Annotated in this window: 23 protein-coding genes; 10 read left to right on the top strand and 13 right to left on the bottom strand. The window is 61.6% G+C overall.

Annotation, left to right across the window (positions count from 1 at the left end; translation table 11 throughout):
- Nucleotides 1-56: 56 nt before the first annotated feature.
- The 5 genes from JFT63_RS02705 to JFT63_RS02685 are packed head-to-tail and all read right to left on the bottom strand — an operon-like array spanning nt 57 to nt 2,963.
- Nucleotides 57-845, bottom strand: coding sequence for a fimbrial biogenesis chaperone (locus tag JFT63_RS02705; protein WP_057700515.1), 789 nt, complete (start codon nt 843-845; stop codon nt 57-59).
- Nucleotides 846-871: 26 nt separating this feature from the next.
- Entirely contained in the window at nt 872-1,360 is a 489-nt protein-coding gene (locus tag JFT63_RS02700; RefSeq protein WP_198843481.1) for a Csu type fimbrial protein, read from the bottom strand.
- Nucleotides 1,361-1,362: 2 nt separating this feature from the next.
- Nucleotides 1,363-1,905 (bottom strand): Csu type fimbrial protein, encoded by a 543-nt coding sequence (locus JFT63_RS02695; RefSeq protein WP_198843397.1) that lies wholly within the window; start codon nt 1,903-1,905, stop codon nt 1,363-1,365.
- 18 nt (nt 1,906-1,923) lie between these two features.
- Nucleotides 1,924-2,469 (bottom strand): Csu type fimbrial protein, encoded by a 546-nt coding sequence (locus tag JFT63_RS02690; RefSeq protein WP_198843396.1) that lies wholly within the window; start codon nt 2,467-2,469, stop codon nt 1,924-1,926.
- A complete protein-coding gene (locus JFT63_RS02685) occupies nt 2,463-2,963 on the bottom strand; it encodes a Csu type fimbrial protein (RefSeq protein WP_057701123.1) in 501 nt (166 codons plus the stop codon). Before JFT63_RS02685 ends, JFT63_RS02690 begins: the two co-directional genes overlap by 7 nt.
- Nucleotides 2,964-3,144: 181 nt before the next feature.
- On the opposite strand from JFT63_RS02685, the gene zapE reads away from it, so the two are divergent.
- The gene (gene zapE, locus JFT63_RS02680) at nt 3,145-4,239 is read left to right on the top strand and encodes a cell division protein ZapE (protein ID WP_198843395.1); all 1,095 of its coding nucleotides are present in this window, start codon (nt 3,145-3,147) and stop codon (nt 4,237-4,239) included.
- A gap of 37 nt (nt 4,240-4,276) precedes the next feature.
- Nucleotides 4,277-5,566, top strand: coding sequence for a protein kinase (locus JFT63_RS02675; protein WP_057700519.1), 1,290 nt, complete (start codon nt 4,277-4,279; stop codon nt 5,564-5,566).
- Nucleotides 5,567-5,699: 133 nt separating this feature from the next.
- On the opposite strand, the gene JFT63_RS02670 is transcribed toward JFT63_RS02675, so the two are convergent.
- Together JFT63_RS02670 and JFT63_RS02665 are read right to left on the bottom strand one after the other, a co-directional pair.
- On the bottom strand, nt 5,700-6,407 hold the full coding sequence (locus tag JFT63_RS02670; RefSeq protein WP_057700520.1) for a YebC/PmpR family DNA-binding transcriptional regulator: 708 nt from the start codon (nt 6,405-6,407) through the stop codon (nt 5,700-5,702).
- 109 nt (nt 6,408-6,516) lie between these two features.
- Nucleotides 6,517-7,842 (bottom strand): MFS transporter, encoded by a 1,326-nt coding sequence (locus JFT63_RS02665; RefSeq protein ID WP_057700521.1) that lies wholly within the window; start codon nt 7,840-7,842, stop codon nt 6,517-6,519.
- Nucleotides 7,843-8,100: 258 nt separating this feature from the next.
- Here JFT63_RS02665 and JFT63_RS02660 point away from each other — a divergent pair, with 258 nt between their 5' ends.
- Nucleotides 8,101-8,991: a LysR substrate-binding domain-containing protein gene (locus tag JFT63_RS02660; protein ID WP_198706687.1), complete on the top strand. Its 891-nt coding sequence runs from the start codon at nt 8,101-8,103 to the stop codon at nt 8,989-8,991.
- Here the strand turns inward: JFT63_RS02660 and JFT63_RS02655 are convergent.
- Nucleotides 8,967-9,821, bottom strand: a complete 855-nt coding sequence (locus tag JFT63_RS02655) for a LysR substrate-binding domain-containing protein (RefSeq protein ID WP_186561689.1) — start codon at nt 9,819-9,821, stop codon at nt 8,967-8,969. The two genes, JFT63_RS02660 and JFT63_RS02655, sit on opposite strands and share 25 nt — an antisense overlap.
- Nucleotides 9,822-9,932: 111 nt before the next feature.
- Between JFT63_RS02655 and JFT63_RS02650 the strand changes: the two genes are divergently transcribed.
- The 3 genes from JFT63_RS02650 (at nt 9,933) to JFT63_RS02640 (ending at nt 12,656) form a co-directional block, all read left to right on the top strand.
- Nucleotides 9,933-11,057, top strand: coding sequence for a 2-aminoethylphosphonate--pyruvate transaminase (locus JFT63_RS02650; protein WP_198843394.1), 1,125 nt, complete (start codon nt 9,933-9,935; stop codon nt 11,055-11,057).
- Between the two features lie 96 nt (nt 11,058-11,153).
- The gene (gene phnX / locus JFT63_RS02645) at nt 11,154-11,981 is read left to right on the top strand and encodes a phosphonoacetaldehyde hydrolase (RefSeq protein ID WP_057700525.1); all 828 of its coding nucleotides are present in this window, start codon (nt 11,154-11,156) and stop codon (nt 11,979-11,981) included.
- Between the two features lie 114 nt (nt 11,982-12,095).
- The gene (locus tag JFT63_RS02640) at nt 12,096-12,656 is read left to right on the top strand and encodes a cytochrome b (protein ID WP_186561695.1); all 561 of its coding nucleotides are present in this window, start codon (nt 12,096-12,098) and stop codon (nt 12,654-12,656) included.
- A 106-nt stretch (nt 12,657-12,762) separates the two neighbouring features.
- Here JFT63_RS02640 and JFT63_RS02635 read toward each other — a convergent pair whose 3' ends face one another.
- Complete coding sequence (locus tag JFT63_RS02635) at nt 12,763-13,650, bottom strand: 1-aminocyclopropane-1-carboxylate deaminase/D-cysteine desulfhydrase (protein ID WP_198843393.1); 888 nt, start codon at nt 13,648-13,650, stop codon at nt 12,763-12,765.
- 57 nt (nt 13,651-13,707) lie between these two features.
- The gene (locus JFT63_RS02630) at nt 13,708-15,747 is read right to left on the bottom strand and encodes an NADPH-dependent 2,4-dienoyl-CoA reductase (protein ID WP_198843392.1); all 2,040 of its coding nucleotides are present in this window, start codon (nt 15,745-15,747) and stop codon (nt 13,708-13,710) included.
- Nucleotides 15,748-15,958: 211 nt separating this feature from the next.
- On the opposite strand from JFT63_RS02630, the gene JFT63_RS02625 reads away from it, so the two are divergent.
- A complete protein-coding gene (locus JFT63_RS02625; protein WP_198843391.1) occupies nt 15,959-17,089 on the top strand; it encodes a carbon-nitrogen hydrolase family protein in 1,131 nt (376 codons plus the stop codon).
- Nucleotides 17,090-17,092: 3 nt separating this feature from the next.
- Entirely contained in the window at nt 17,093-18,127 is a 1,035-nt protein-coding gene (locus JFT63_RS02620) for an AraC family transcriptional regulator (RefSeq protein ID WP_186561703.1), read from the top strand.
- 367 nt (nt 18,128-18,494) lie between these two features.
- Here the strand turns inward: JFT63_RS02620 and JFT63_RS02615 are convergent, their stop codons facing one another.
- Both JFT63_RS02615 and JFT63_RS02610 read right to left on the bottom strand, forming a co-directional pair.
- Nucleotides 18,495-19,286, bottom strand: coding sequence for a DUF2242 domain-containing protein (locus JFT63_RS02615; protein WP_198706680.1), 792 nt, complete (start codon nt 19,284-19,286; stop codon nt 18,495-18,497).
- 83 nt (nt 19,287-19,369) lie between these two features.
- Nucleotides 19,370-20,275 (bottom strand): LysR family transcriptional regulator, encoded by a 906-nt coding sequence (locus tag JFT63_RS02610; RefSeq protein ID WP_057700532.1) that lies wholly within the window; start codon nt 20,273-20,275, stop codon nt 19,370-19,372.
- Nucleotides 20,276-20,389: 114 nt separating this feature from the next.
- On the opposite strand from JFT63_RS02610, the gene JFT63_RS02605 reads away from it, so the two are divergent.
- Both JFT63_RS02605 and nhaA read left to right on the top strand, forming a co-directional pair.
- Nucleotides 20,390-21,571, top strand: a complete 1,182-nt coding sequence (locus JFT63_RS02605) for an MFS transporter (protein WP_198843390.1) — start codon at nt 20,390-20,392, stop codon at nt 21,569-21,571.
- Nucleotides 21,572-21,689: 118 nt separating this feature from the next.
- Nucleotides 21,690-23,033: a Na+/H+ antiporter NhaA gene (gene nhaA / locus JFT63_RS02600; protein ID WP_198843389.1), complete on the top strand. Its 1,344-nt coding sequence runs from the start codon at nt 21,690-21,692 to the stop codon at nt 23,031-23,033.
- A gap of 90 nt (nt 23,034-23,123) precedes the next feature.
- On the opposite strand, the gene JFT63_RS02595 is transcribed toward nhaA, so the two are convergent.
- A complete protein-coding gene (locus JFT63_RS02595) occupies nt 23,124-24,998 on the bottom strand; it encodes a SurA N-terminal domain-containing protein (protein WP_057700535.1) in 1,875 nt (624 codons plus the stop codon).
- Nucleotides 24,999-25,039: the final 41 nt, after the last annotated feature.

Below are 25,039 nucleotides of genomic sequence, written 5' to 3'. Positions count from 1 at the left end.
ATGGACATCTCCATCCTGTTAAAACCCGGGCGTGTGCCCGTTGCGCGACATAACCGTTATCGCTTGGGCGCCAGGCTCTCCAATTGCGGCGCGCCGTTGACCCTGACCTGCAACGGCTGGTCGGCCGATACGGCATCCGGCACCGGCCAGCGCATACTCGCGCCCGGCAGCACATAGCCGAGCAAACCTTCTACCAATGGCCGAGTCTGCCCGCCTTGTTTGAACGAGGCATCGGTGAGCCGCGCATGCACGGCGCCCTGGTTACGCACCTCGATGTAACTGCGCCCACCTACGTTGACCTTTTGCCAGCTCAAGTCCGGCTTGCCTGCACCCTTGGGGTCGCGTTGGCGGGTCGCGTCGTCCTTGCTCCACAACCCGGCGCCGTAGGCGAACAGCGGTACCGAATAACGCATCTGAAAGCGAATCGCCGCTGCCGTGTTCTTGCCTTCCGGCGGCGCCGGCACCTGCAGCGCCGAGGGGATTTCATCGATGATGATGCGATAGGCCAGTTCCTGCCCCGGCGGCACTTCGCGGGTGCGGGTCAGGCGTACCAGTTGCTTCTGGCCGGGCTCGATTTTGGCCACCGGCGGGCTGCCGATCACGTCGCGCTGGTTCTGGTACTGCTCGTCGAAGCCGTTTTGGCTCCAGGCAAATACGCGGATTTGCAGGTTGGCCGTCTCCGTACCGCGGTTCTCCAGCCACAGCGCGCTAGCCTGTTGATCGGCCTCCAACACCGGGTCGATGGGCCAGATCAGCACCGAGCTGGCCGCCTGCACCAGCCCTGCATTGCACAAAAGTCCCAAGGCAATACCCGCGGCCCACCACCGCCGGGAAGTTGAACGCATAAATCCACTCCTCAATACCGTTAGCCCTACCACGACAGCTGCACCTGCAGCGTGTCGCTGTACGTCCCCCCAGGCTGATTGCCCGGTAATACCACCCGCCCGTATATCGGCAGGCTGATGGTGTTGGCATCGCTGTAAGTCACGCTGACGCTCTGGTTGACCCCCAGGCTCTGGCTGAACGCCGCATCGCGAAACAATTGATAGGCCACCCGCGCGCTGCCGCTGTTGAGCTGCAAATTGCGCCCGGCACTGTTGTAAAGGCCGCCATCGACACTCATGCTCAGCGCCACCCCCGGTGTACATTGCAAGGTCACACCGCCGGTCAGGGCCGCCGTGACCGTACCGGTGGCCAGTGCCGAATAGCTGCCATAGCTCAACGCGCCGTAGTTGGACCCGCCGCCCACGATCAGGCAGCCAGGGGTAATGGTCGCGCTGACCTGGAAGCTCTGGCTCGTCGCGGCAGGCAACGGCAGCGGCAGTGCCAATCCACAGGCCAACCCCAGCCTGAGGCACAGGGTCAGAACGTCAGCTCCACGGCCACGGTATCGGTGTAAGTACCTGCCGGCAGGCCCGCCTTGCCCACTGCCCGACCGTAAAGATTGACGGTTTGCGCCACGCCGGTACTGGTGGCGAGCGTCACCACGCCATCGATCGCTAACAGCGCTGAACGCCCGCTGTCCGTGTAGAAATCGTAGGGCACGAAGTTCCCCACGCCATCGGCCAGCGCGCGAGTGCCACCGGGGGAAGCACCATCGTGGGCGCCGGCACGCACCTTGATCGTTGGCGCGGTGCCAGCCGAACACAGGATCGACAACGCCCCGCCGGTACCGGTACCGCCGAGCAACTGAGCATCGGCGTTGGTAAACAGGCTGTTGGTGGTGCCGAAGTTCAAGCTACCGAAATTCAGCCCGGTGGCCGCCCCTGAGCCGTTGACCTGGCAACTGGCGATCAGGGTCAGGCTCGAACTGATCTGCCCGGTGACCGTGGTCGCCGCGTTCAGGCTGGAGGCCAGTGCCAGGCCCAGGGCACACACGCCCATTCGCGCTACGAGTACATGCATGATATCCATCCTCATGGTTTACCAATCCAGAGTCACCGTCAGGGTGTCTGTGTAGATGCCGGCCGGTAGGGCCCTGGTATTCGCCACCACGGTGCCGAATACCGGAATGGGTACCTGTGCGCCCTGGGTCACGACGAAATTGCGTTGCTGACCGATGCGGTAGGCACTTTGGCCCAGCGCATCGGCCGATAGCCGATAGGGAATGGTCTGGCGCCCGTTGCTCAAGCGGCGCGTGGTACCGTCGCCATGGGCGCCACCGTCGATGGTCACGGTAAAACTGCTGACCAACGACGGGTTGCAGGACACCGACAGCGGCGCCTTGTCGCCATCGGAAATGGTCGCGCCCAGGGTGTCGTTCCAGGTCGGGCCCTGGCTGCCAAAATCCAACAGTGCAGTGCCGCCTTCGGGCGTCACCGGCGCGCGCTCCACGCCTTTGCTGACTTCGCAACTGGCGGTAATCACCAACCGCGCGTGGATCTGCCCGCTGGTCACGGCCGCCTGCGCGTCCTCGGCCAACAACAGCAGACCGCCCAGGGCCGCAACGGCCAGATAGCGGCTTACCATGTGACCGTGACCTTGAGCAGGTCGGAATAACGCCCCACCGCCGGGACGTCTTTGAGCGGTTCGATACGGCCATACAGCGGCAGGTCGACGGAGCCAGTGTCCGGTACGCGGCCGCTGACCGGCACGTCCACCGGCAAGGGAATCAACCGTGCTGCATCGGCATAAATGCGATAAGGAATGGGTTTGCTTGAGGGCGTCGCAGTGACGAGGTAACGCACTTCGCCCACGCCACCGTGCAGGCCGCCGTCAACGCGCATTTGGTAAGGCGTATCGGGGTTGCACTCCAGGCGCGGCTGGCGCTGGCTGATCAGGGCCGCACTCAGGGGGCCGGCCGGGTCATCCAGACGCGGGCCGCTGCCGAAATCCAATACGCCAAGTTGCTCGATGCCCGCAGTGCGAGTGGTGCCCACTAACTGGCAACCCCGCTGCACGTCGATGCGCACCTCCACCTGGAGTTGCGCAGCAGAAGCCGTGTTGTAGAGCATCGCACCCATGACAGCCAATACCGCCGATCCCTTCACTGCCCCAATTCCTTATACAGGGGTGACAACTGTGTATGAGGTTAGCCAGTTAACGTGAAAGTGCCAGTTTGCAAGGTGTGGCGCCCTTCCCTATTGGTCAAATGGCATCGAGCGTCCTACAGTGAGCGACCACCGCAATACAGAGTGATTATTCTTGGCCGTGCTTGCCCTGCTCCAGCGCCTGCTGGGTAAAAAAACCGACGCCTGGGGCGCCTCGCCCATTCCCGCCTATTTTCAAAAAAAGGCCGAGCAACAGGGCTATACCCTCAGTGATGGCCAGATCCGGGCGATTACCGCCCTGAATCGCGAGGCCCAGCACCTGCTCAACGGCCAGGCCACGCGCAGCCTGTACCTGCACGGCCCGGTAGGGCGAGGCAAAAGCTGGCTGCTGGACGGTTTTTTCCAGGCGCTGCCCATGGCCGAGAAACAACGCGTGCATTTCCACGGCTTCTTTGCCCGGCTGCACCAGGGCATGTTTGTGAACCGTGAGCATGAGGATGCCTTGGGCGTTACTCTGGATCGGTTGCTCGCAGGTTGCCGGGTGCTGTGTTTTGACGAGTTCCATGTGCACGATATCGGCGATGCAATGCTCATCAGCCGCTTGTTCAAAGCCCTGTTCCAACGCGGCGTGCTGGTGCTGGTAACGTCCAACTACCCGCCCGAAGGGTTATTGCCCAACCCGCTGTACCACGAACGCTTCAAACCGGTGGTCGACCTGATCGCCGCCCGCATGGACGTGCTGGAAGTCAGCGCACCCGAGGATTTTCGCAGCCTGCCCCAGGCCCATGCGCAACAACGTTTTACCCGTGGCCACTATGTATGGCCGGGTACATCGGCCCAGCGCGAAAGCCTTGGTGTACCCGCAACCAATGGCCCGGCGCAAACCCTGACGGTTGGCAACCGGCAGTTGCTGTGCCGAAGCCATCAGGCACCGACCATCCTGTTCACCTTCAACGATCTGTGCGAACAGCTCACCGCCGTGATGGATTACCTGTTGCTGTGCCAGGACTTCGACCACTGGATCATCGACGGCCTGCCGCAGTTGGCCGAATGCCCCATCGCCGTGCAACAGCGCTTTATCAACCTGGTGGACGTGCTCTACGACCAGGACAAACACCTGACCCTCATCGGTCACCAGCCGCTGGATAAATCCCTGGAAGGCCAGGCGATCGACCTCGCCCGCACCGCCAGCCGACTGCACCAATTGCAAACGCTCTGCCCGCAAACCGCACCCGAGCCGCTATCATGAGCGCCTTTTACGCCCCCTTCCGAGTGCCGCGCTGTTCATGAATACCCTCGCCCAACTCAAGGCCGGCCATTTGGCCGGTGCCAAGCGCCTGGACCTGGCCTGCGGGCTGACCGAATTCCCCCGGGAAATCTTCGACCTGGCCGACTCCCTGGAAACCCTCAACCTCACCGGCAACGCCCTGAGCAGCCTGCCCGACGACCTGCACCGTCTGACGCACCTGCGGGTGTTGTTCTGTTCGGACAATGCCTTTACCGAGCTGCCAGCGTGCCTGGGCCAGTGCGCGAAGCTGAGCATGATCGGTTTCAAGGCCAACCAGATCAGCCGCGTGCCCGCCGCCGCCCTGCCGCCCCAGTTGCGCTGGCTGATCCTCACCGATAACTGCATCAGCCAATTGCCCGATGAGCTGGGCCAGCGCCCGCTGCTGCAAAAGTTGATGTTGGCCGGTAACCAGTTGACCGACCTGCCGCCAAGCCTGGCCCAGTGCCAAAACCTGGAGTTGATCCGTATCGCCTCCAATCGCCTCACTCATCTGCCGCAGTGGCTGCTGACCCTGCCGAGCCTGACCTGGCTGGCCTACGCCGGTAACCCGGTGGAAATGGCCGTGCAGGTGAGCAGTGATGAGGCGACGCCGAACATCGCCTGGCAGGAACTGGACATGGGCGAAGTCCTTGGCGAAGGCGCTTCGGGGATTATTCGCAAGGCACTGTGGAAACCCCAGGCGTTGCCGGTCGCGGTCAAGCTGTACAAGGGCACCATCACCAGCGACGGTTCACCGCTGCATGAAATGCAAGCCTGCATCGCTGCCGGTCTGCATCCCAACCTGATCAAGGTTGAAGGACGCGTCGTCGGCCATCCCGATAACCAGGCCGCCCTGGTGATGGACCTGATCGACCCGAGTTACCGCAACCTCGCGGCCCTGCCGAGCCTGGCGTCGTGCACACGGGATGTCTACGCACCCACCACCCGTTTCAGCCTGGACGTGGCACTGCGCATGGCGCGGGGCATTGCTTCGGTGGCGGCGCACCTGCATCGGCACGGCATTACCCATGGTGACCTGTATGGTCACAATATTTTGTGGAACGCAGCAGGTGATTGCTTGCTGGGAGACTTTGGCGCGGCGTCCTTCCATGCCACGACGGACACGCTTGAAACCCGTGCGTTGCAGCGTATTGAAGTGCGCGCGTTCGGGGTGCTGCTGGGGGAGTTGTTGGAGCGGGTTGAGGCCAGTGACGAAAGCTTGCAGGCACTGCAACAACGCTGCTGCCAGCCGGATGTGCTGACGCGACCGAGCTTCGAAGAGATCAAAGCCTTGCTGCACGCTATCTAACTGTAGGAGCGAGCTCGCTCGCGAAAAACTCACCGGCGCTGCGCTTATTCAGGATGCACGCGTTATCGTTGACGTTTTTCGCGAGCAAGCTCGCTCCTACAAGGCCATTTGACCGCGTGTACTCAGATAGAAATCAGCCCGCCAGGCCGACGAACATATCCTGCACATCATCATGGTTGTCCAGGCCTTCCAGGAACGCCTCGACTTCAGCCATCTGCTCATCGGACAAACCACTGACCGGGTTCTTCGACAGGTAGCCCAGCTTGGCCGACAGCACGGTGAACCCTTGCTCCGGCAAGGCTTTCTGCACAGCATCCAGGTCGGTGGTTTCGGTGATGAACAGGGTGGTGCCCTCTTCTTCGCCGTCTTCAAAATCCTGGGCGCCGGCTTCGATGGCGGCCATTTCCGGATCAGCGTCCGGGGTGTCCGGCGAGGCTTCGATCAGACCGACGTGGTTAAAATCCCAGGCCACCGAACCGGAAGCGCCCAATTGGCCCTTGCGGAACGCCACGCGGATTTCCGCCACGGTGCGGTTGATGTTGTCGGTGACGCATTCGACGATCAGGGGCACCTGATGCGGGGCAAACCCTTCGTAGGTCACGCGGTGATATTGCACGGTTTCACCGAGCAGACCGGCGCCCTTCTTGATCGCACGATCCAGGGTTTCCTTGGGCATCGAGGCCTTCTTGGCCTGCTCGACCACCAGGCGCAGGTGCGCGTTGGTCGCGGTATCGGCGCCATTGCGGGCGGCGATGGTGATTTCTTTCACCAGCTTGCCGAAAATCTTGCCCTTGGCGTTGGCTGCCGCTTCTTTATGTTTGACTTTCCACTGTGCGCCCATGACTCACTCTCTTATTCCCATCGCGCCGAAACGTCTACTGGCCGGCGCTTTGGGGGCAGAGTTTATAGCGCAAGAACACTCTAATCCACCAAAAAACCGGCCAGACACCTCAGGTGCGCAGGGGTTTGATGCTGGCACTGCGATCCGGTATGAAGTCCCCCACCTGGGCCAGAACAGCGGGCCTGGCGTTCCAGTAGGGCATCAACACCAGTGAAGAAAACAGCGCCGCGCCGGCAAACACAATAAACACCGTGACGGTATCGAAGTAGCCCGGCAGCAGGCCGCCAAGGATCGCGCCCACCGACCCGCAACCATTCACAAACCCGGCCGCCGTGGCACCGGCCCTGGCAGTGCCGAAATCAATGGCAGCGGTGCTGCTGATCATCGAATCCGGGCCGTACAGGGTCAGGCCCATGACAAACAGCAAGGCCATCACCAGCACCACACTGCCGGTGTGCAGCGCGCCCATGAACAACGCCAGGGCCACGGTCAACGCCAAAAGGCTAAGCACACAGGCCGGCATCCGCCGGGCGCCGAACAGTTTGTCGGAAGCCAGGCCGATCAGTACCGGCCCGAGCAAACCGGCCAACTCAAACGCGGTGGGCACGATGGCCGCGCCGACCTTGCCCACCGACGGCATCTGTTCGTAGACGATCACCGGCCCCCACAACAAAATCGCGTAGCGCGCCGGCTTGAGCAGGAAGTACGCAAGCCCCAGCGTCAACACCGTGCGGTTGCGCAGAATGGCGCGCAACGGTTCGAGCACACTGACGCGCTTTTCAGCAGCAGCCTCTTCGGCACTCAAGACCGGCTCGGGCTCCACCGCCGGCAAGCCCACATCCTGCGGGGTATTGCGCTGGAACATAAAGAACAGCACGGCCACCACCGCTACCACCGCAGCGCTGGAAATAAACGCCGCGTGCCAGCTACCGATCAGCGTATAGGCCCACCATCCGGCAAACGGTGAAGCCACCAGGCCGCCAAAGGCATAACACGAACTCCACAGCCCCAACACCCGCCCCCGCTGCTGAGCCGGGAAGAAACTACCGAGGTTTTTGCACAACCCCGACCAGCCGGTGGACTGCGCCAACCCCTGGATCAACATGCAAGTGATAAAGATCGGCAAGGTGGCAAACGTGCCCATCACCAGCGCGGCGGCGGCCGAAATCAGCAAGCCGCCAAGCACCACTACCCGTGGCCCGAAGCGGTCGGCGAGCATACCCCAAGTGAACTGGCCCACGGCGTACGCCGCGAGATACAGGCCATCCAGGTTGGCCATCATCATTTTATCGAGGGGAAAGCTGGGGTCGTCGCCGATTCCCAGTTTCGCCACCGAGAAGGCTTTGCGGGTGAAATAGAACGCGGCGTACGCCAGCCAGGTGATGGCGAAAATCTGCACGCGCCAACGCTTGATGCTACCCATAGGGATATTCATGGTGGTTCTGACCTCAGGTGTGAGTGTGCCGGCAGAATCGAAAGAAAACGCCTGTTTTTTTTATGGTTGAGCACTGCAATCCCGGGCCTTGAAGGGCACGGTATTGGTCAGATGAACGCGGTTTGCCTGCGCCCATGGTCACCGAGGTTGTAGGACTCAACCTACGGCGGCTGAGGTGCATCAAAGCAATGGCTGACTAATAGGTAAAATCGATTTATCGTATTTCAAATATAAGTTCAGCTTGTAAGAGGACGCGCCATGTCGGTTTCCCATGCCCAGCTCAAAGCCTTCCATGCGGTGGCCGTGCACGGCAGTTTTACCGGCGCCGCCGAGCGCCTGTTCCTGACCCAGCCTGCCATTTCCGACCAAGTGCGCAAACTCGAAGAGCGCTTCGGCGTGTTGCTGTTTCACCGCAACAAACGTTCGGTCCGCCTGACCGACCTGGGTGAACGCCTGCTGGGCATTACTCAGCGCCTGTTTGTGATCGAGGCGCAAGCCGAAGAACTGCTACAAGACTCCCGCGCCCTGCTCACCGGCACCCTGACCCTGGCGGTGGATGCACCTGTGCACGTGCTGCCGCAGATTGCGCATTTCTGCCGGCTGTACCCGGGGATCAGCGTGAAGATCGAAACCGGCAACACCGATGAATCATTGTTGCGCCTGTACAACTACCAGGCCGATCTGGCTCTGTTGGGCCGCGATGTCGACGATGCGCGCCTGCTGTCGCTGCCATTGCCTGACGACCAACTGCTGGCGTTTGTCGCCCGCAATCATCCCTGGGCCGGGCGCGAGTCCATCTGCCTGGCCGACCTTGATGACACGCCGTTGGTACTGCGGGAAATCGGCTCGGTGACCCGTCAGACCCTGGAGCAGGAAATGCGCCAGGCCGGCCTGCGCATTCGCCCGGCGATCCAGGTGGAAGGCCGCGAAGCCGCGCGTGAAGCGGTGGTGGTGGGTATTGGCGTGGGCGTGGTATCGGCGGCAGAGTTGGGCGCCGACGCACGGGTGTACGCCATGCCGATCCGCGATTGCACCCAGCGCATGAAAGAAACCCTGGTGTGCCTGAAAGAACAGAGCTCACGCCGCGTGGTGGCAAGCTTTTTGGAGATCGTGCGTGACAGCCTTCACGCCAACTCGAAAAAGGCCTGAATCAAGCGCAGCGAACGACGCCGCTCCATGCAGCCAAGCGTGTGCCGGTTCAGCAGGCCATCGCCGAGGATCGGCACAGCGTGCACCCGCGGGTCCGGGCTGACCTCCATCGACGACACCACCCCTACCCCCAATTCGGCCGCGACCGCCTCGGTTACGGCTTCACGGCTGTCCAGTTCCAGCAGCACCTTGGGCTGTACGTTCGCCGCCAGGCACGCGTCATCGAACGTGCGCCGGGTTATGGAGCTGGGTTCACGCAGCACCATGATCACCTCATGCAGCTGCGCCAGTTCAATCCCGTCAGGCTGCTTTGCCCACGGATGCGCTGCCGGCACCAGAGCGCAAATCCGTGACTCGTCCAGAGGTTGCAGGTGCAGGCCATTGCGCGGCTCCACCTCGGTGAGCACGGCCACATCGGCATGTTCGGACAGCAGCGCCGCCAGGGTTTCCTGGGCATTGCCCAGGCGCAGGTTCACGGTAATGCCCGGGTAGCGCGAGCGCAGGCTGGCGATCATCGGCATCACCAGGTGCGGGCCATCCGCGGCCACTTCCAGGCGCCCGGTGAGCAACTGGCGGTTGGCCTCCAGCATGGTCTGCGCTTCATCGACCAGGCCGAAGATGGCCCGGGTGATGGCCGCCAGGCGTGCGCCCTCTTCGGTCAACTCCACGCGCCGGGCGGTACGGCGCAACAGCGCAATCTGATAATGCTCTTCAAGCGCCTTGATATGCCCGGTCACCGCCGGCTGGCTGATGAACAGCCGCGCCGCAGCACGGGTAAAACTGCCCTCGCGGGCCACGGCATCGAATGCACGCAGTTGGAACAGGTTCATAGCTATCGGCCTCACTGATAGCTCGCATAACAACAAACAATTTGATTGATAACAAGCCAAACTGCAATTTAGGCGCCGTAGCTTCAACCCCGACCCTTGCGAGGATTTGAGATGACCACTGCCGCGCCGATCCTGTTGACCCCTGGCCCCCTGACCACTTCGCCCCGCACCCGTCAGGCGATGATGGTGGATTGGGGGTCATGGGATGACCGCTTCAACCAGCTCACCGCCAGCGCCTGCGCGCAACTGCTGGCCATCCTCAATGCTGCCGACAGCCACCATTGCGTGCCATTGCAAGGCAGCGGCACCTTCGCCGTCGAAGCCGCCATCGGCACGCTGGTCCCGCGCAATGGCAAGGTGTTGGTGTTGATCAACGGCGCCTACGGCAAGCGCCTGGCGAAGATTTGCGAAGTGCTCGGTCGCTCGTTCAGCACCTTTGAAACCGCTGAGGACGAGCCCACCACCGCCGCCGATGTAGATCGCCTACTGCAGGCTGACGCGACCATCACCCACGTCGCGTTGATCCATTGCGAAACCAGTACCGGCATTCTCAACCCGCTGGCGGAGATCGCCCAGGTCGTCAAACGCCACGACAAGCGCCTGATCATCGATGCCATGAGTTCTTTCGGCGCGCTGCCGATTGATGCTCGCGAAGTGCCGTTCGAAGCGCTGATCGCCGCCTCGGGCAAATGCCTGGAAGGCGTACCGGGCATGGGCTTTGTCTTTGCCGAAAAAGCTGCGCTGGCCGCGTCCCAGGACAACTGCCATTCACTGGCGATGGACCTGTTCGACCAGCACACCTATATGGCCAAGACCGGACAATGGCGTTTCACCCCACCGACCCACGTCGTCGCGGCCCTGCATGAAGCGTTGCTGCAATACGCCGAAGAAGGCGGCCTGCCCGCCCGTCATCAACGCTACGCCGACAACTGTCAGGCACTGCTGGACGGCATGGCTGCGCTGGGCCTGCGCAGTTTCCTGCCGGCGGCGATCCAGGCGCCGATCATCGTCACCTTCCACGCACCAAAAGACCCACGCTACCAGTTCAAGGACTTCTACGAACGGGTCAAGGCCAAGGGTTTCATCCTTTACCCCGGCAAGCTGACCCAGGTGGAAACCTTTCGCGTGGGCTGCATCGGCCATGTCGATGCGGCCGGTATGCAGGCGGCGGTCAAGGCTATCGCCGACGTGCTGCAAGAAATGTGTAGGAGCGAGCTTGCTCGCGAAGACCGTTAACGATGACACGGGCATTCTGATTCAACGCGATGCCCGGGAGTTTTTCGCGAGCAAGCTCGCTCCTACATGAATTTCGTTACCCACAGGACCTGAACCATGAACTATCAAAACCCCAACACCCTCCAGGCCGTTATCCTCGACTGGGCCGGCACCGTGGTCGACTTCGGCTCCTTCGCCCCCACGCAGATCTTTGTCGAGGCGTTTGCCGAGTTCGACGTGCAAGTCTCTATCGAAGAAGCCCGTGGCCCGATGGGCATGGGCAAGTGGGACCATATCCGCACCCTGTGCGATCAGCCGCTCGTTGCCGAGCGCTACCGCAAGGCCTTCGGCCGCACACCGACCGATGATGACGTGACCGCCATCTACCAGCGTTTCATGCCGCTGCAAATCGAGAAGATCGCCGAACACTCAGCCCTGATCCCCGGCGCCCTCGACACCCTGGCCGGTGTACGCGCGCAAGGCATCAAGATCGGCTCCTGCTCCGGCTATCCCAAGCAGGTGATGGACAAGGTCGTCGCCCTGGCCGCCACCAACGGCTATGTCGCCGACCACGTGGTCGCTACCGACGAAGTCCCCAACGGCCGCCCTTGGCCGGCCCAGGCTCTGGCCAATGTGATTGCCCTGGGCATTGATGATGTAGCGGCGTGCGTGAAGGTCGACGACACCGTGCCGGGTATTCTTGAGGGCCGTCGTGCCGGGATGTGGACCGTCGCGCTGACCTGTTCGGGCAACGCCCTGGGCCTGACCTATGAGCAATTCCGTGCCCTGGACAGCGCCACACTGGCCAGCGAGCGCCGGCGCATCGAAACGATGTTCGAAGGCTCGCGCCCGCACTACCTGATCGACACCATCACCGACCTGCCGAAGGTCATCGCCGACATCAATGCCCGCCTGGCACGCGGGGAAATGCCGCAAAGCTACTGACCAGGATCAAGGCAACGGCATTGGCAACGAGCGAAACGCTTAAAACGGGCATACAGTTAACGTACTCCGTCGCTAAAGAGCGGAGGTATGCCCTGATGAGTGAGGAACACAGCAATGCCGTGGAAAAATTCCGATACGCGCTACAGCACCATGTCGATTGCGTTGCACTGGTTGATGGTGGTGCTGCTGGCGGTGGTCTACGCCTGCATTGAGTTACGCGGGCAATTCCCCAAAGGCAGCGGTGCGCGCACGCTGATTGTGGAAATGCACTTTATGCTCGGCCTTACCGTGTTTGTGCTGGTGTGGCTGCGCCTGTTCGCACGCAGCCTGGGGGTGGCGCCGAAGATCGTGCCGACACCGCCGCAATGGCAGAGCCTGCTGGCGAAGCTGATGCATTGGGCGCTGTATGCGTTGATGATCGGGCTGCCGATTGCCGGTTGGTTGATCGTCAGCGCCAAAGGGCATTCGGTGATGTTCTATGGGATCGAATTGCCGCCGCTGATTGCAGAAAACAAGGCGTTGGCCGAGGAGATTGAAGGCTGGCATGTGCTGTTCGCCCAGGTCGGTTATTGGTTGATCGGCCTGCATGCACTGGCGGGGATCTTTCATCACTATGTGGTGCGCGATAACACTGCTTTGCGCATGATGCCGAGCAGGCACAAGCCCGCCAACTGATAGCCGATACCTGTAGGAGCGAGCTTGCTCGCGAAAAACCCAAGGGCGCCACGTGCATTCAGGCTACCCGCGTCATAGTTGACGTTGTTCGCGAGCAAGCTCGCTCCTACAGGAAGCCTCGGCGGCCTTGCAGGCCGCCGGTGTGGATGAAGATCAGGCGAGTGCCGGGGGTGAAGCGTCCGGCCTCGATCTGTTGCTTCAATGCCAGCAACGCCTTGCCGGTATAGAGCGGCTCCAGCGGCAACCCGCAGGCCTGTTCGGTGTGCTGGATAAAATCGAGCAGCAGCGGATCGACCCTGGCAAAGACACCTCGGCTGGCGTCCAGCAATTCATAGCCACCCTGTACCATCGCACTCACATTCTGCGCCACGCCATGATCATCCGGCACCGCCATGGCGCCGTACACCGGATGCGCGCTCGCCTCCGCCAGCACCAACCCGGCCAGGGTAGTACCGGTGCCCGCCGCCAGCCACCATGCGTCGTAATCCGTCCAACCGAGGTGACTCAACTGCGCCCGCGCCTGCGCCACCAACACCCCACAGCCCTGCGCACCGGCCAGCCCACCACCGCCTTCGGGAATCGGATAAAGGTCGGGATACTGCTCGCGCCAGGGCAGCCAGAAACCCGGCTCATGCCGCGCCCGATAACCGCCGTAGCCCAGCCAATGCAGCTGCATCCCGAAGGCCTTGAGGTCAAGCACGGTGGGCGTGTCTTGGGGATGGCCGCGCAGCAGGCCGACCGTGGGAAAATCAAAGCGTTTGCCCGCCGCTGCCAGTGCGTGCAAATGGTTGGAGTAAGCCCCGCCGAGGCTGATCACGCCCTTGGCGCCAGCCGCTTGGGCCTGAGCCAGGTGTTCGGTCAGCTTGAACCATTTGTTGCCGCTGATCAGCGGGTCGATACGGTCCAGGCGCAGCACAGCCAACTCGATCCCGTTCAGCCAATCGAGCTGCAAAGGTTCAAGGGGCGCATGAGGCAGCCAATCGAAAGGGCCCATCGGCAGGTATCTGAATGAGAAAGGGGCGGCAAGTCTAACACCGCCCCTGGTATCGCCTTACAACTCGGCAGCCAGGCGCGAGCCCTGGTTGATGGCGCGCTTGGCGTCCAGCTCGGCCGCCACATCGGCGCCGCCAATCAGGTGCACGTTCTGGCCGGCGGCGACCAGGCCATCATGCAGTTCGCGCAGCGGGTCCTGGCCGGCGCAGATGACAATGTTGTCCACCGCCAGCACCTGCGGCTCGCCTTCGGCGCCGATGCGGATATGCAAGCCAGCGTCATCGATCTTCAAATACTCGACGCTGTTGAGCATCTGCACCTGTTTGTTCTTCAGGCCGGTACGGTGGATCCAGCCGGTGGTCTTGCCCAGGCCGTCGCCCACTTTGGAGGCCTTGCGTTGCAGCAGGAACACTTCACGGGCCGGCGCATGGCGCTCGGGTTTGATTCCGGCCACGCCGCCACGCGCTTCCAACCGGGTATCAATGCCCCATTCCTTCCAGAACGCTTCGCGATCCAGGCTGGTGGACACGCCTTGGTGGACGAGAAATTCCGATACGTCAAAACCAATACCGCCCGCGCCGATCACCGCTACACGCTTGCCGACCGGTGTGCGCTCCAGGATCACGTCCAGGTAACTCAACACCTTGGCGTTCTCGACGCCCGGGATCGCCGGGGTACGCGGTGCAATACCGGTGGCCAGGATCACCTCGTCATAAGCGCCGGCCACCAGTTGCTCAACGCCCACACGGGTGTTGAGGCACAGCTCTACATGAGTGGTCTGCAATTTGCGCTTGAAGTAACGCAGGGTTTCGAAAAATTCTTCCTTGCCCGGAACACGCTTGGCGATATTGAACTGGCCGCCGATCTCGCTGGCGGAATCGAACAAGGTCACCTGATGCCCGCGCTCGGCCGCCACGGTGGCCGCCGCCAGGCCAGCAGGGCCGGCACCGACCACCGCGATTTTCTTGATCTGCTTGACGGGCAGGTAATTGAGCTCGGTTTCATAACAGGCGCGCGGGTTGACCAGGCAGGTGGTCAGCTTGCCGCCAAAGGTGTGGTCCAGGCACGCCTGATTGCAGCCGATGCAGGTGTTGATTTCATCGGCACGCCCGGCTGCCGCCTTGTTGACGAACTCCGGGTCGGCCAGAAACGGGCGCGCCATCGAGACCATGTCGGCGTCGCCTTCGGCCAGGATCTGTTCGGCGATTTCCGGGGTGTTGATGCGGTTGGTGGTGATCAGCGGAATCTGCACCGCACCGCGCAATTTGGCGGTGACTTTGCTGAAGGCGCCACGGGGCACCTTGGTGGCGATGGTCGGGATCCGCGCTTCGTGCCAGCCGATACCGGTGTTGATAATCGTCGCGCCAGCCTGTTCGATGGCCTTGGCCAACTGCACGATTTCTTCCCAGACACTGCCACCTTCCACCAAATCAAGCATCGACAGGCGGAAGATAATGATGAAGTTCGGGCCGACGGCTTCGCGCACCCGGCGTACGATCTCCACCGCCAGGCGCATGCGGTTCTCAAAGCTGCCGCCCCAACGGTCGGTGCGATGGTTGGTCTGGGCGGCGAGGAACTGGTTAATGAAGTAGCCTTCCGAACCCATGATTTCCACACCGTCGTATTCGGCGGCCTGGGCCAGCAACGAACAGGTAACGAAATCCTGAATCTGCTTCTCGATGCCCTCCTCATCCAACTCCTTGGGCTTGAAAGGGTTGATCGGCGCCTGGATCGCACTCGGTGCCACCTGCTTGGGGCTGTAGGCATAACGCCCGGCGTGGAGGATCTGCATGCAGATTTTGCCGCCCGCCTCGTGCACCGCCTGAGTGACGATCTTGTGCTTGCGCGCCTCTTCTTCAGTGGTCAGTTTGGCTGCCCCGGCGTATACACCGCCTTCATCATTCGGGCCAATGCCACCGGTGACCATCAGGCCAACGCCGCCACGGGCGCGCTCGGCAAAGTAAGCCGCCATGCGCTCGAAACCGCCGGGCTTTTCTTCCAGGCCGGTGTGCATCGAGCCCATCAGGGTACGGTTGCGCAAGGTGGTAAAACCCAGGTCCAACGGGGCCAGCAGGTGCGGGTAGGCAGCAGCGGTCATGGTACAGCTCCACAACGGATCATCACGGGACGTGGCGCACTCGAACGGCGTGCCATCGGTTTATGTCCCACAGACTAAGAGGCGGTGGACCACGGCTCAATGACCGAAACTGACAAGTTATTGATCCAAATGCACAGCGCCCCTTGGCAAGCCGCGCCATGGGCCCTACCCTAGTCGCGAACCCTGCACCTGGTCTGTTGTCTGTTGCCCCATGCGTAAACTTCTAGCGTTCACCGTCACCATGGCCCTGGTTGCCTCCCTCGCTGCGTATCTGGTCTGGACCCAGGAGCGCCCCGTGGCGCATTACCTGTCGGACCTGCGCATCACCCTCGCCGTCAATGAGGGCGAACCGGCCGATCGGGGCAACCTGCTCGGCATTCAGCCGGAGCTGTTCCCTGCCGACTACCAAAGCCTGGAACGTCTGCATTTGAAGCTGTCGAGCTACCTGCAAAAGGCGCGCGACCTGGGCCTGATCAACGCCAAGACCATCGTGGTGTTGCCCGAACATATCGGCACCTGGCTGATGCTCAAGGGCGAAAAAAACGAGCTGTACCAGGCCACGCATTTGAAGGATGCGATGAACTGGCTGTCGGTCAGCAACCCATTGCAATTTGCTAAAGCCTGGATCAGCGCCACCGGCGACAACCGCATGGATGACGCCTACCTGCGCATGAAGGCCCCTGCCATGGCACGCGACTATCAAGTGGTGTTTGGCAGCCTGGCAAAAGAGTTTGGCGTAACCCTGGTGGCCGGCTCCATCGCCCTGCCCAACCCGAGCGTGATCCAGGGCCAGTTGGAGGTCGGTCACGGCGCGCTGTACAACGCCAGCGTGGTGTTTGCCGCCGACGGCTTGCCACTGGGCCAACCGCAGCGCCAGCTCTACCCGATCTACGATGAACGTGGCTTTATCGAACCAGGCGATGAGAATGTCGTCAGCGTGGTGGATACGCCTGCCGGGCGCCTGGGTACCCTGGTCGGCAGCGACAGCTGGTACCCGGACAACTACCGCAAGCTTAACGAGCACGGCGCGCAACTGATCGCAGTACCGGCCTTCGTCACCGGCCGCGACACCTGGGACCGTCCATGGCGTGGTTTCAAGAGCGTGTCGACGCCTTCTGAAGTCAGCCTCAAGCCTGAAGAAACCAGCGAAGGCGCCGCCTGGCGCCGCCTCACCCTGATCAGCCAGCAACCCGTAAGCCAGGCCACGGCGGGCATGAGCGTATTCTTGCGTGGGCAGTTCTGGGACCTGGGCAGCGCCGGCCAGAGTTTTCTTAGCAGCAATGGGCAAGTGTTCGCCGACGGCGATGCCCGTGGCGCGCGCCTGCTGAATATCTGGCTGTAGCCCTTGAAGCCGGTGCGCCTGGGGGATCTGTCGGTGGGCTTCGTGCACACCCTGGCCGACGCCATCCACAGCCACGGCCTGGACCCGCAACCGCTGCTGCTGCAATACGGCCTGGACCCGGCGCGCCTGGCTGAAGCTGGCGCCCGCCTGTCGATCCCGCGCTATATGCGCCTGGGCCACGCGGCTATTCAACTGACCGGCGACCCGAGCCTCGGCCTGCGCATGGGCCAACTCAGCCGCTTGAGCCAGGCCGGTCTGGCTGGCGTCACCGCCGCCCAGGCCCCCAATGTGCGCGAAGCGGCGCGCACGCTCACACGTTTTGAAGCACTGTACGGCTCCAACTATCGCGGGCAATCAAGCTTTCATGAAGATGCCGAAGGCGCGTGGCTGCGGTTCTACTCCATCAGTCCCTACAACGCCTATAACCGCTTTGTGGTCGACTCGATCATTGCCGGCTGGTTACAGCAGCTGTCCAGCGTGGCGCAGCAGCCGGTGCAGGCACAACGCATAGACATCGAATTCGACGCGCCGGATTACCAAGAACACTACAACGTGCTGGGAAGTGGCGTGGTGCACTTCGGCGCCGACGCCAATCAACTGCGTCTGAACCAACCGACTTTGGCGCTGCGCAACCCACAACACTGTCCAAGCACCTGGCACCTGTTGCTACAGCTGTGTGAAAGGGAATTGGAGCAGTTGACTCGCACCCGCAGCCTGCGCGAACGCATTACGCGGTTGCTCGGGCCGATGCTCAATGGCGGCCGTGAACCCGACCTGGAAGAAGTGGCGGCACGTTTGAAACTGCCAACCTGGACACTGCGGCGCAAACTGGCCGAGGAAGGCACGCAGTTTCGCGCGATTCTCAACGACACGCGCCGCGATCTGGCCCTGACTTATATACGCGATACGGAGCTGGCGTTCGGCGAAATCGCCTACCTGCTCGGTTTTGCTTCGGCCCAAGCCTTCCAGCGTGCCTTCAGGCGCTGGAACAACCAGACCCCAGGGGAATTTCGCCGCAGTCAGCGGCATTCCGCCTGAAGTCAGCGTTACAGCTCGGTGGCATCGTCGGCCGGATCCAGTGGATCCAGTTCGAACGCCTGGTACTCCAGCAGCTCTTCCTGGTAATCGTCCATGGTGGACTCCTTCTTCAAATGTAAGCGGTTGCAGATCAATGACCTGCGAACCCAGCTTAAAGTGCCGTCATGACGAAAAAAAGTCGATGTGATGACAGTCCTGCGCTTGAGGATTAAACGTCACTACGAAGGGAGGATTTAGTCAGGGAAGCTTTTGAGCGCTAGAGCAGACAACCCGCAACCTGTGGCGAGGGAGCAAGCTCTCTCGCCACAGTTACAATGTTCTGCCATCGGGCCTTGCCCCGATAGCGGCCTGTGGATGTCTATAAACCTTATTGGGCAGGTGCCGGCAACGGTGGAATCGCTTCCGTCGGCGCAGGCAAGGTCGGATCAGTCGCAGCGGGCGCCGCTGGAGCAGGCTCGGTCATCGGCGCAATCGGCGCAGCCTCAGGCGGCGGTGCAAGGGGCTGCGCAGCCGCCGGCACGACAGGTGCTTCCTTCGGCGCCTCGACCTGATCGGCTACCGGAGCAGCCTTGGGTTCAGGCACCCCCAGGTCAGCCTTGGGCTGCTCGGGTATATGCTCGGCCTGTTTGACCTCCTGCGGCAGGAACACATCTACCAGCGCAAAGTATCGCTCGTAGAACTTCGGCGCCGAGACGGTCTCGCTCGCGACTTTCACCATCGAGTCGTCGGTGGAGCCGATCGGCATCGACACCGAACCCAACACGCCCACGCCGAGGCTGGCGGAGTTGTTGACCTTCTTCAGCGCATAGCGGTCCTGCAAGGCGTTGGCAAACATCGTCGAGTGATTGCTGCCCTTGCCATCAGCGGCGCACACCACATTGAAACTGATCTGCAGATGGGTCTCGCCGGTCTGCTGGAAGCTCTTGTTGCCCGCCACCAGCTTGGGATCGCTGCTGGTAATGATGTAACCCTGGCTCAGCAGGGCCCGGCGCGCCGCTTCACACGCCGCTACATCGCTGACCGGGTAATCACGGGAAAACGTACCGGAGTCGTCGAAATTCTCATGTTCATAGATAGCGGTCTTGGGTGACGAGCAGCCCGCGGCCCCCGCCAGCACCAGCGCCAACCCGAGGCTACGCAAGTGAAATGATGTCGACATTGAAAATCCTGTGGAAAACGGTCCGGACGGTATTGTGCAACAGAACACGACCTTGAAGCGCGCATTCCCGTCGGTAAAACATCTCAGGCTTGTGAGGCCGCGTCAGTAGGAAAAAGCCCGGCACACATATGGTCGATAAATACCCGTAGTTTGGCCGAGGCATGGCGACTGGCCGGCCACAGCAACCAGAAACTGCCGCGGTGTTCGAGATGCTCGTCCAGTACCCGCTGCAACTGCCCTTGCGCGACCGCCTGGTTAACCATGTAGTCCGGCAGGCACGCAATACCGAGACCGTCCTGAGCTACATGTTTGAGCGACTCAATGGTGCTGCTGACCAGCGGCGCGCGCAAGCTCGGCTCCGCCGCACCCGGAACCTGTCGCAGCGGCCAGGGTTCCAGTTTGCCGGAAGCACAGAATTTATGCCGCAGGCAGGCGTGACGACTCAAGTCCTGGGGCTGACGTGGCGTACCGTATTGGTCGAAATAGCCGGGCGTACCGACGAGCACCAATTGGTAATGCCCCAGATGACGTGCCATCAAGCGCGAGTCTTGCGGCTTGCCGGTGCGGATCACCGCGTCGAAGCCTTCATCGATGACGTCCACCATACGGTCGGAAAAATCCACGTCCAACTCGATATCCGGATAGGCACGCATAAAGCTACTGATCACCGGCATCAACAAACCCCGCACCTGGGGCACGCTGATACGCAGCTTGCCCCGTGGGGTAGCACTGGCCTCGCTCAATTCCAGCTCGGCTGCTTCCACTTCCGCCAGGATACGCCGCGAGCGTTCCAGCAACAGCGCGCCCTCACTGGTCAGGGTGATACTGCGGGTACTGCGATGAAACAGCCTGACGCCCAGGCGTTCTTCCATGCGTGCGATGCTTTTGCCGACGGCTGAGGATGACACGCCCAATACCCGCCCCGCCGCGGTAAAGCTGCGAGTTTGCGCGACTTGTACGAATACCGAGAGCCCGCTCAGACTGTCCATTCTGCTGCCTTGGTCGATTACGGACAAAAATGTCCGATAAGTTCGGTACCTTAGCCTGTTTTTCCGCGCGCCGCTGCCCACTACCCTGCCTCCTTGCCCTTTAAGGAGACTCCCATGAACGACAACGCTTCATTGGCCGTAACGGCGCCCCTGCGTGACCCTTTGCCATTGGCAGGGTTGCTGGCCCTGGCCTCGGCCGGCTTTATCACCATCCTCACCGAGGCCATGCCCGCCGGGCTGCTGCCACAAATGAGCGAAGGGCTGGGAGTGTCGCAGGCGCTGGTCGGGCAGTTGGTAACGCTCTACGCCTTGGGCTCATTGCTCGCGGCCATCCCGCTGACATTGCTGACCCGTGGTTGGCGTCGCAGGCCCCTGCTGTTGATTGCTATTGGCGGCTTTGCCTTGGTCAACAGTGTCACCGCGTTTTCCAGCCACTACGGCGTGACCCTGGTCGCGCGCTTCTTTGCGGGCGTATTCGCCGGGCTGCTGTGGGCGCTGCTGGCAGGCTACGCCAGCCGCATGGTTGCCCCTCATCTGCAGGGTCGAGCGATCGCCGTGGCCATGCTCGGCGCGCCGCTGGCCTTATCCCTCGGCGTACCCGCCGGCACTTTGCTTGGCACGCTGGTCGGTTGGCGCACCAGCTTTGCCATCATGACCGGCCTGACCCTGTTATTGCTGGTGTGGGCGCGCTGGCAACTGCCGGATTTTGCCGGTGAAGCGCCAAGCAAACGCCTGGGTTTGAATCGCGTGCTGGCCCTGCCGGGAATCCGCCCAGTGCTGTGGGTGACCTTCACCTACGTGTTGGCCCATAACATTCTCTACACCTACATCGCTCCTTTGCTGGTGCCCGCCGGCATTGGCAGCGAGATCGACCAGGTGTTACTGGTGTTCGGCTTGATGGCCCTGGTGAGCATCTGGTTGGTGGGGATGTGGATTGATCAACACCTGCGGTTGCTGACCCTCATCAGTTGCGCGATGTTCGCCGCCGCGGCCCTGCTGCTTGGTTTCTGCATCAGCTCTACGATCTGCATCTACATCAGCGTGGCGGCCTGGGGCCTGGCTTTCGGTGGCCTGCCGGCCCTGCTGCAAACTGCACTCGCCAAGTCAGCCGGCAACTCGGCCGATGCCGCACAATCGATGCTGGTCACGGTATGGAACCTGGGCATCGCCGGGGGTGGGCTGGCCGGCGGCTTGATGCTCCAGCACTGGGGCGTAGAGGCATTTGCCTGGGCAGTACTGGCGCTGATAGCGCTGGCACTGGGTGCAATGACGGGCAAGACCTTGTCCGGCCGATGACAAGTTTGTTTACAACTTATTCCTCAACTTCCTATCATCGCCCCTGGGTGCGTTGCTGCATAAGGCACGGCGCAGGTTAAAAGCCAAGCATTGGTCGGGCCGCCAATGGAGAGTTGTCGTGCCTGATAAACACCCTGCCATCCCACGCCCACAGCGCCTGACTGAGGGCGCGCTGTCTGCCCTTGAGCGCTTTTCCCATATCGAAGCCGTGAGCGGTATCGTCCTGCTGCTGGCGGCGATCATGGCGCTGATCTGGGCCAACAGCCCCGCCGCTGCGACCTACGAGCACTTCTGGAATACGCCTATCACCCTGGGGCTGGGCGATTACAGCGTCTCGCGCTCCCTGCACTTTCTGGTCAATGACGGGCTGATGACCATCTTTTTCCTGGTGGTCGGCGCCGAGATCCGCCAGGAAATCAAAGACGGCGCACTCGCCAACCTTAAACTGGCCACACTGCCCTTGGGCGCTGCGCTGGGCGGTGTGCTGATGCCCGCACTCATCTACACCTTGCTCAACCACAGCACCGTCGCCGCCAGCGGCTGGGCCGTACCCACCGCGACCGACATCGCCTTCGCCGTCGGTGTGCTGGCGCTGCTGGGCAAGTCGATTCCCAGTGGTGTGCGTATCCTGTTGCTGGCCCTGGCGATCATCGATGACATCGTGGCGATCCTGATCATCGCGATCTTCTTCACTGCCAGTCTTGATTACATGGGTTTGGTGATTGCCGCAGGCGGGCTGGCGCTGGTGCTGGTGTTCCAACGCATGGGCATCGGCAAGGCCGCGATCTATCTGCTGCCGGGCGCGATTGTATGGTTCGGGCTGCTCAAGACCGGCGTGCACCCGACCCTCGCCGGGGTGATTCTGGGCTTGATGACGCCGGTCAGTTCCAAACCCACCACGGAACGCCCGCTGGAAACCATCGAACGTACGTTCAACGAGCTGATGGAGCGCTTCTCGCAATCGGATGAAGGTGCGCAGCAAGTCGCCAAGCCTCTCAAACAACTGCGCGAAGCCCAACGGGAGATGTTGCCGCCGGTGCAACGGGTGCAGTCGGCATTGCATCCGTGGGTGGCCTTCGGTGTGATGCCGCTGTTCGCCCTGGCCAATGCCGGTGTGAGCCTGGACGGCTTCAACCTGGATGATCCGATGGCTCATGGCGTGTTCATGGGGGTCATCTTCGCGCTGGTGCTTGGCAAACCCCTGGGCGTGATGCTGGCCAGCCTGATGCTGGTCAAGCTCAACATCTGCAAGCTGCCGGACGGTGTGACCTGGACAGGCGTCGGCCTGGTTGGTCTGTTGGCCGGGATCGGGTTCACCATGTCGATCTTTATCTCATCGCTGGCCTTCTCCGACCCGGCCTTACTGTCGGCTGCCAAGCTCAGCGTATTGGCCGCTTCGACCCTGGCGGCGGTGATCGGTCTGAGTTGGGGCAAGCTCAAGTTTTCAGGCAAACGTACTTAACCTGTGGCGACATCCTGACTTGCCGCTTTATCGAAGGCAAAAAAAGACCCCGGCCTTTTCAGGACGGGGTCTTTTTTATTCAAGCCGGCATCAGTACTTCTTGATGTCTGCCTGGGTTTCCAGCTGCTTGCGGAACGCGGCGAAGTCCTGCTGGCCAATACGGGAAGCGAGGAAGCGGCGGTATTGCGCCTTTTCTTCGTCCGTCGGGGCTGCCGCTTCGTTGACGCCGTTCAAGCGCACAATCACCAGGCTGCCATCGCGCAGCGTCACGGTGGTGAAGGTTGGCTTGTCCTTGGCCGCAGGCTTGGGCATGCGGAACAGGGCTTGCAGCACGGCTGGGTCGATGGATTCCTGACTGCGGGTTGCCGCTTCAGTCACCTTCCAGGCCTGGCCGTCAATCGGCTGATCCAGCGCGGTTTTGCCATCACGCAGGCTGGCGATCAACTCGTCGGCATGGGCTTTGGCGGCAGCGCTCGCACGCTCCTTGGTCATCTGGGTGCGAATCGCCGCAGCGACGCTCTCAAGCGGCAGTTGGGCCGGTTTGAGGTGCTCTTTGGCACGCAACACGATGATGGTTTCCGGATCCAGCTCGATGGCGCTGCTGTTGGCACCTTCATCCAGCACTTCAGGGCTGAATGCCGCAGTGACCACGGCACGGTTGGCCGCAACACCTTCGCCACCTTCACGGCCAAACGGCGCCGAGGTGTGAACGGTCAGCTTCAGGTCAGACGCCGGCTGGGCCAGGTCGGACGCTTCGAATGCCGCATCTTCCAATTGCTTGGTCGCTTCGACAAACCGCTGCTCAACCTGTTGGGCCTTGAGCTCGCGGGTCAGCTTGTCTTTCAGGCTGGCAAACGATGGCACCTCAGGTGCTTCAACGCCCAGCAACTTGATCAAGTGCCAACCGAAGGCACTGCGCACCGGCGCGGATACCTGGTCCTGCTTCAAACCGTACAGGGCGGTTTCGAAGTCTGGATCGTAAACGCCAGGGCCGGCAAAGCCCAGGTCGCCGCCATTGTTGGCCGAACCAGGGTCCTGGGAAAACTCCTTGGCCAGGGCTTCGAACTTCTCGCCTTTGGCCAGGCGTGCCTGGATTTCTTCGATCTTGGCCTTGGCTTGCGCCTCGGTGACCTTGTCGTTGACTTCGATCAGGATGTGCGCGGCACGACGCTGTTCAGCGAGGTTGGCGGTTTCCTTCTCGTAGGCAGCCTGAAGCTCATCGTCCTTGACGGTGACCTGATCGAAGAAGGACGACTTCTTCAACTCCAGGTAGTCGATAACCACCTGGTCCGGGGTCATGAACTCTTTGGCGTGCTGATCGTAGTAAGCCTTGACCTCATCATCGGTGAGCTTCACCGCTGCAGGGTCCGCCTTGATGTTCACGGTGGCGAAATCGCGAGTCTGTTTTTCCAGACGGGCGAACGCCAGCACCTCGGCATCGGTGACAAAACCGCTGCCGGCGATACCTGCACGAACCTGGCCGATCAGCATTTCCTGGGTCAGCATCTGACGGAATTGCATACGGCTGTAGCCCAACTGACGGATCACCTGGTCAAAGCGTTCAGCATTGAACTTGCCATCCACCTGGAATTCCGGCGTCTGCAGGATCACCTGGTCCAAGGCCGCTTCCGAGAAGCCGAACTTGGCATCAGCAGCGCCTTGCAGCAGCAGCTTGCGGTCGATCAAGCCTTTGAGGGCCGCGTCGCGCAGCAGTTTTTCATCCAGCAGGGAAGCATCGAAATCCTTGCCCAGCTGTTGCATCAGCTGGCGACGTTGCATATCGACGGCCTGGCTCAGTTCAGTCTGGGTGATTTGTTCACCGTTGACCTTGGCCACGTCCTGCGCGTTATTACCCGAAGCCTGGAAAATGGCTTCGATACCGGTGAACGCCATCAATGCGACGATGATCCCGATAATGGTCTTGGCAATCCAGCCTTGTGAATTGTCCCTGATATTTTGCAGCATGCGTCCCCCAGAAACGGTTGAACTTCAAAAATAGGCAACCG

This window comes from Pseudomonas sp. MF7453, assembly GCF_016405455.1.
GTDB lineage: Bacteria > Pseudomonadota > Gammaproteobacteria > Pseudomonadales > Pseudomonadaceae > Aquipseudomonas > Aquipseudomonas paralactis.
Note: the sequence above shows the minus strand (reverse complement) of the source record. Positions and strands in the feature narration are given on the sequence as shown.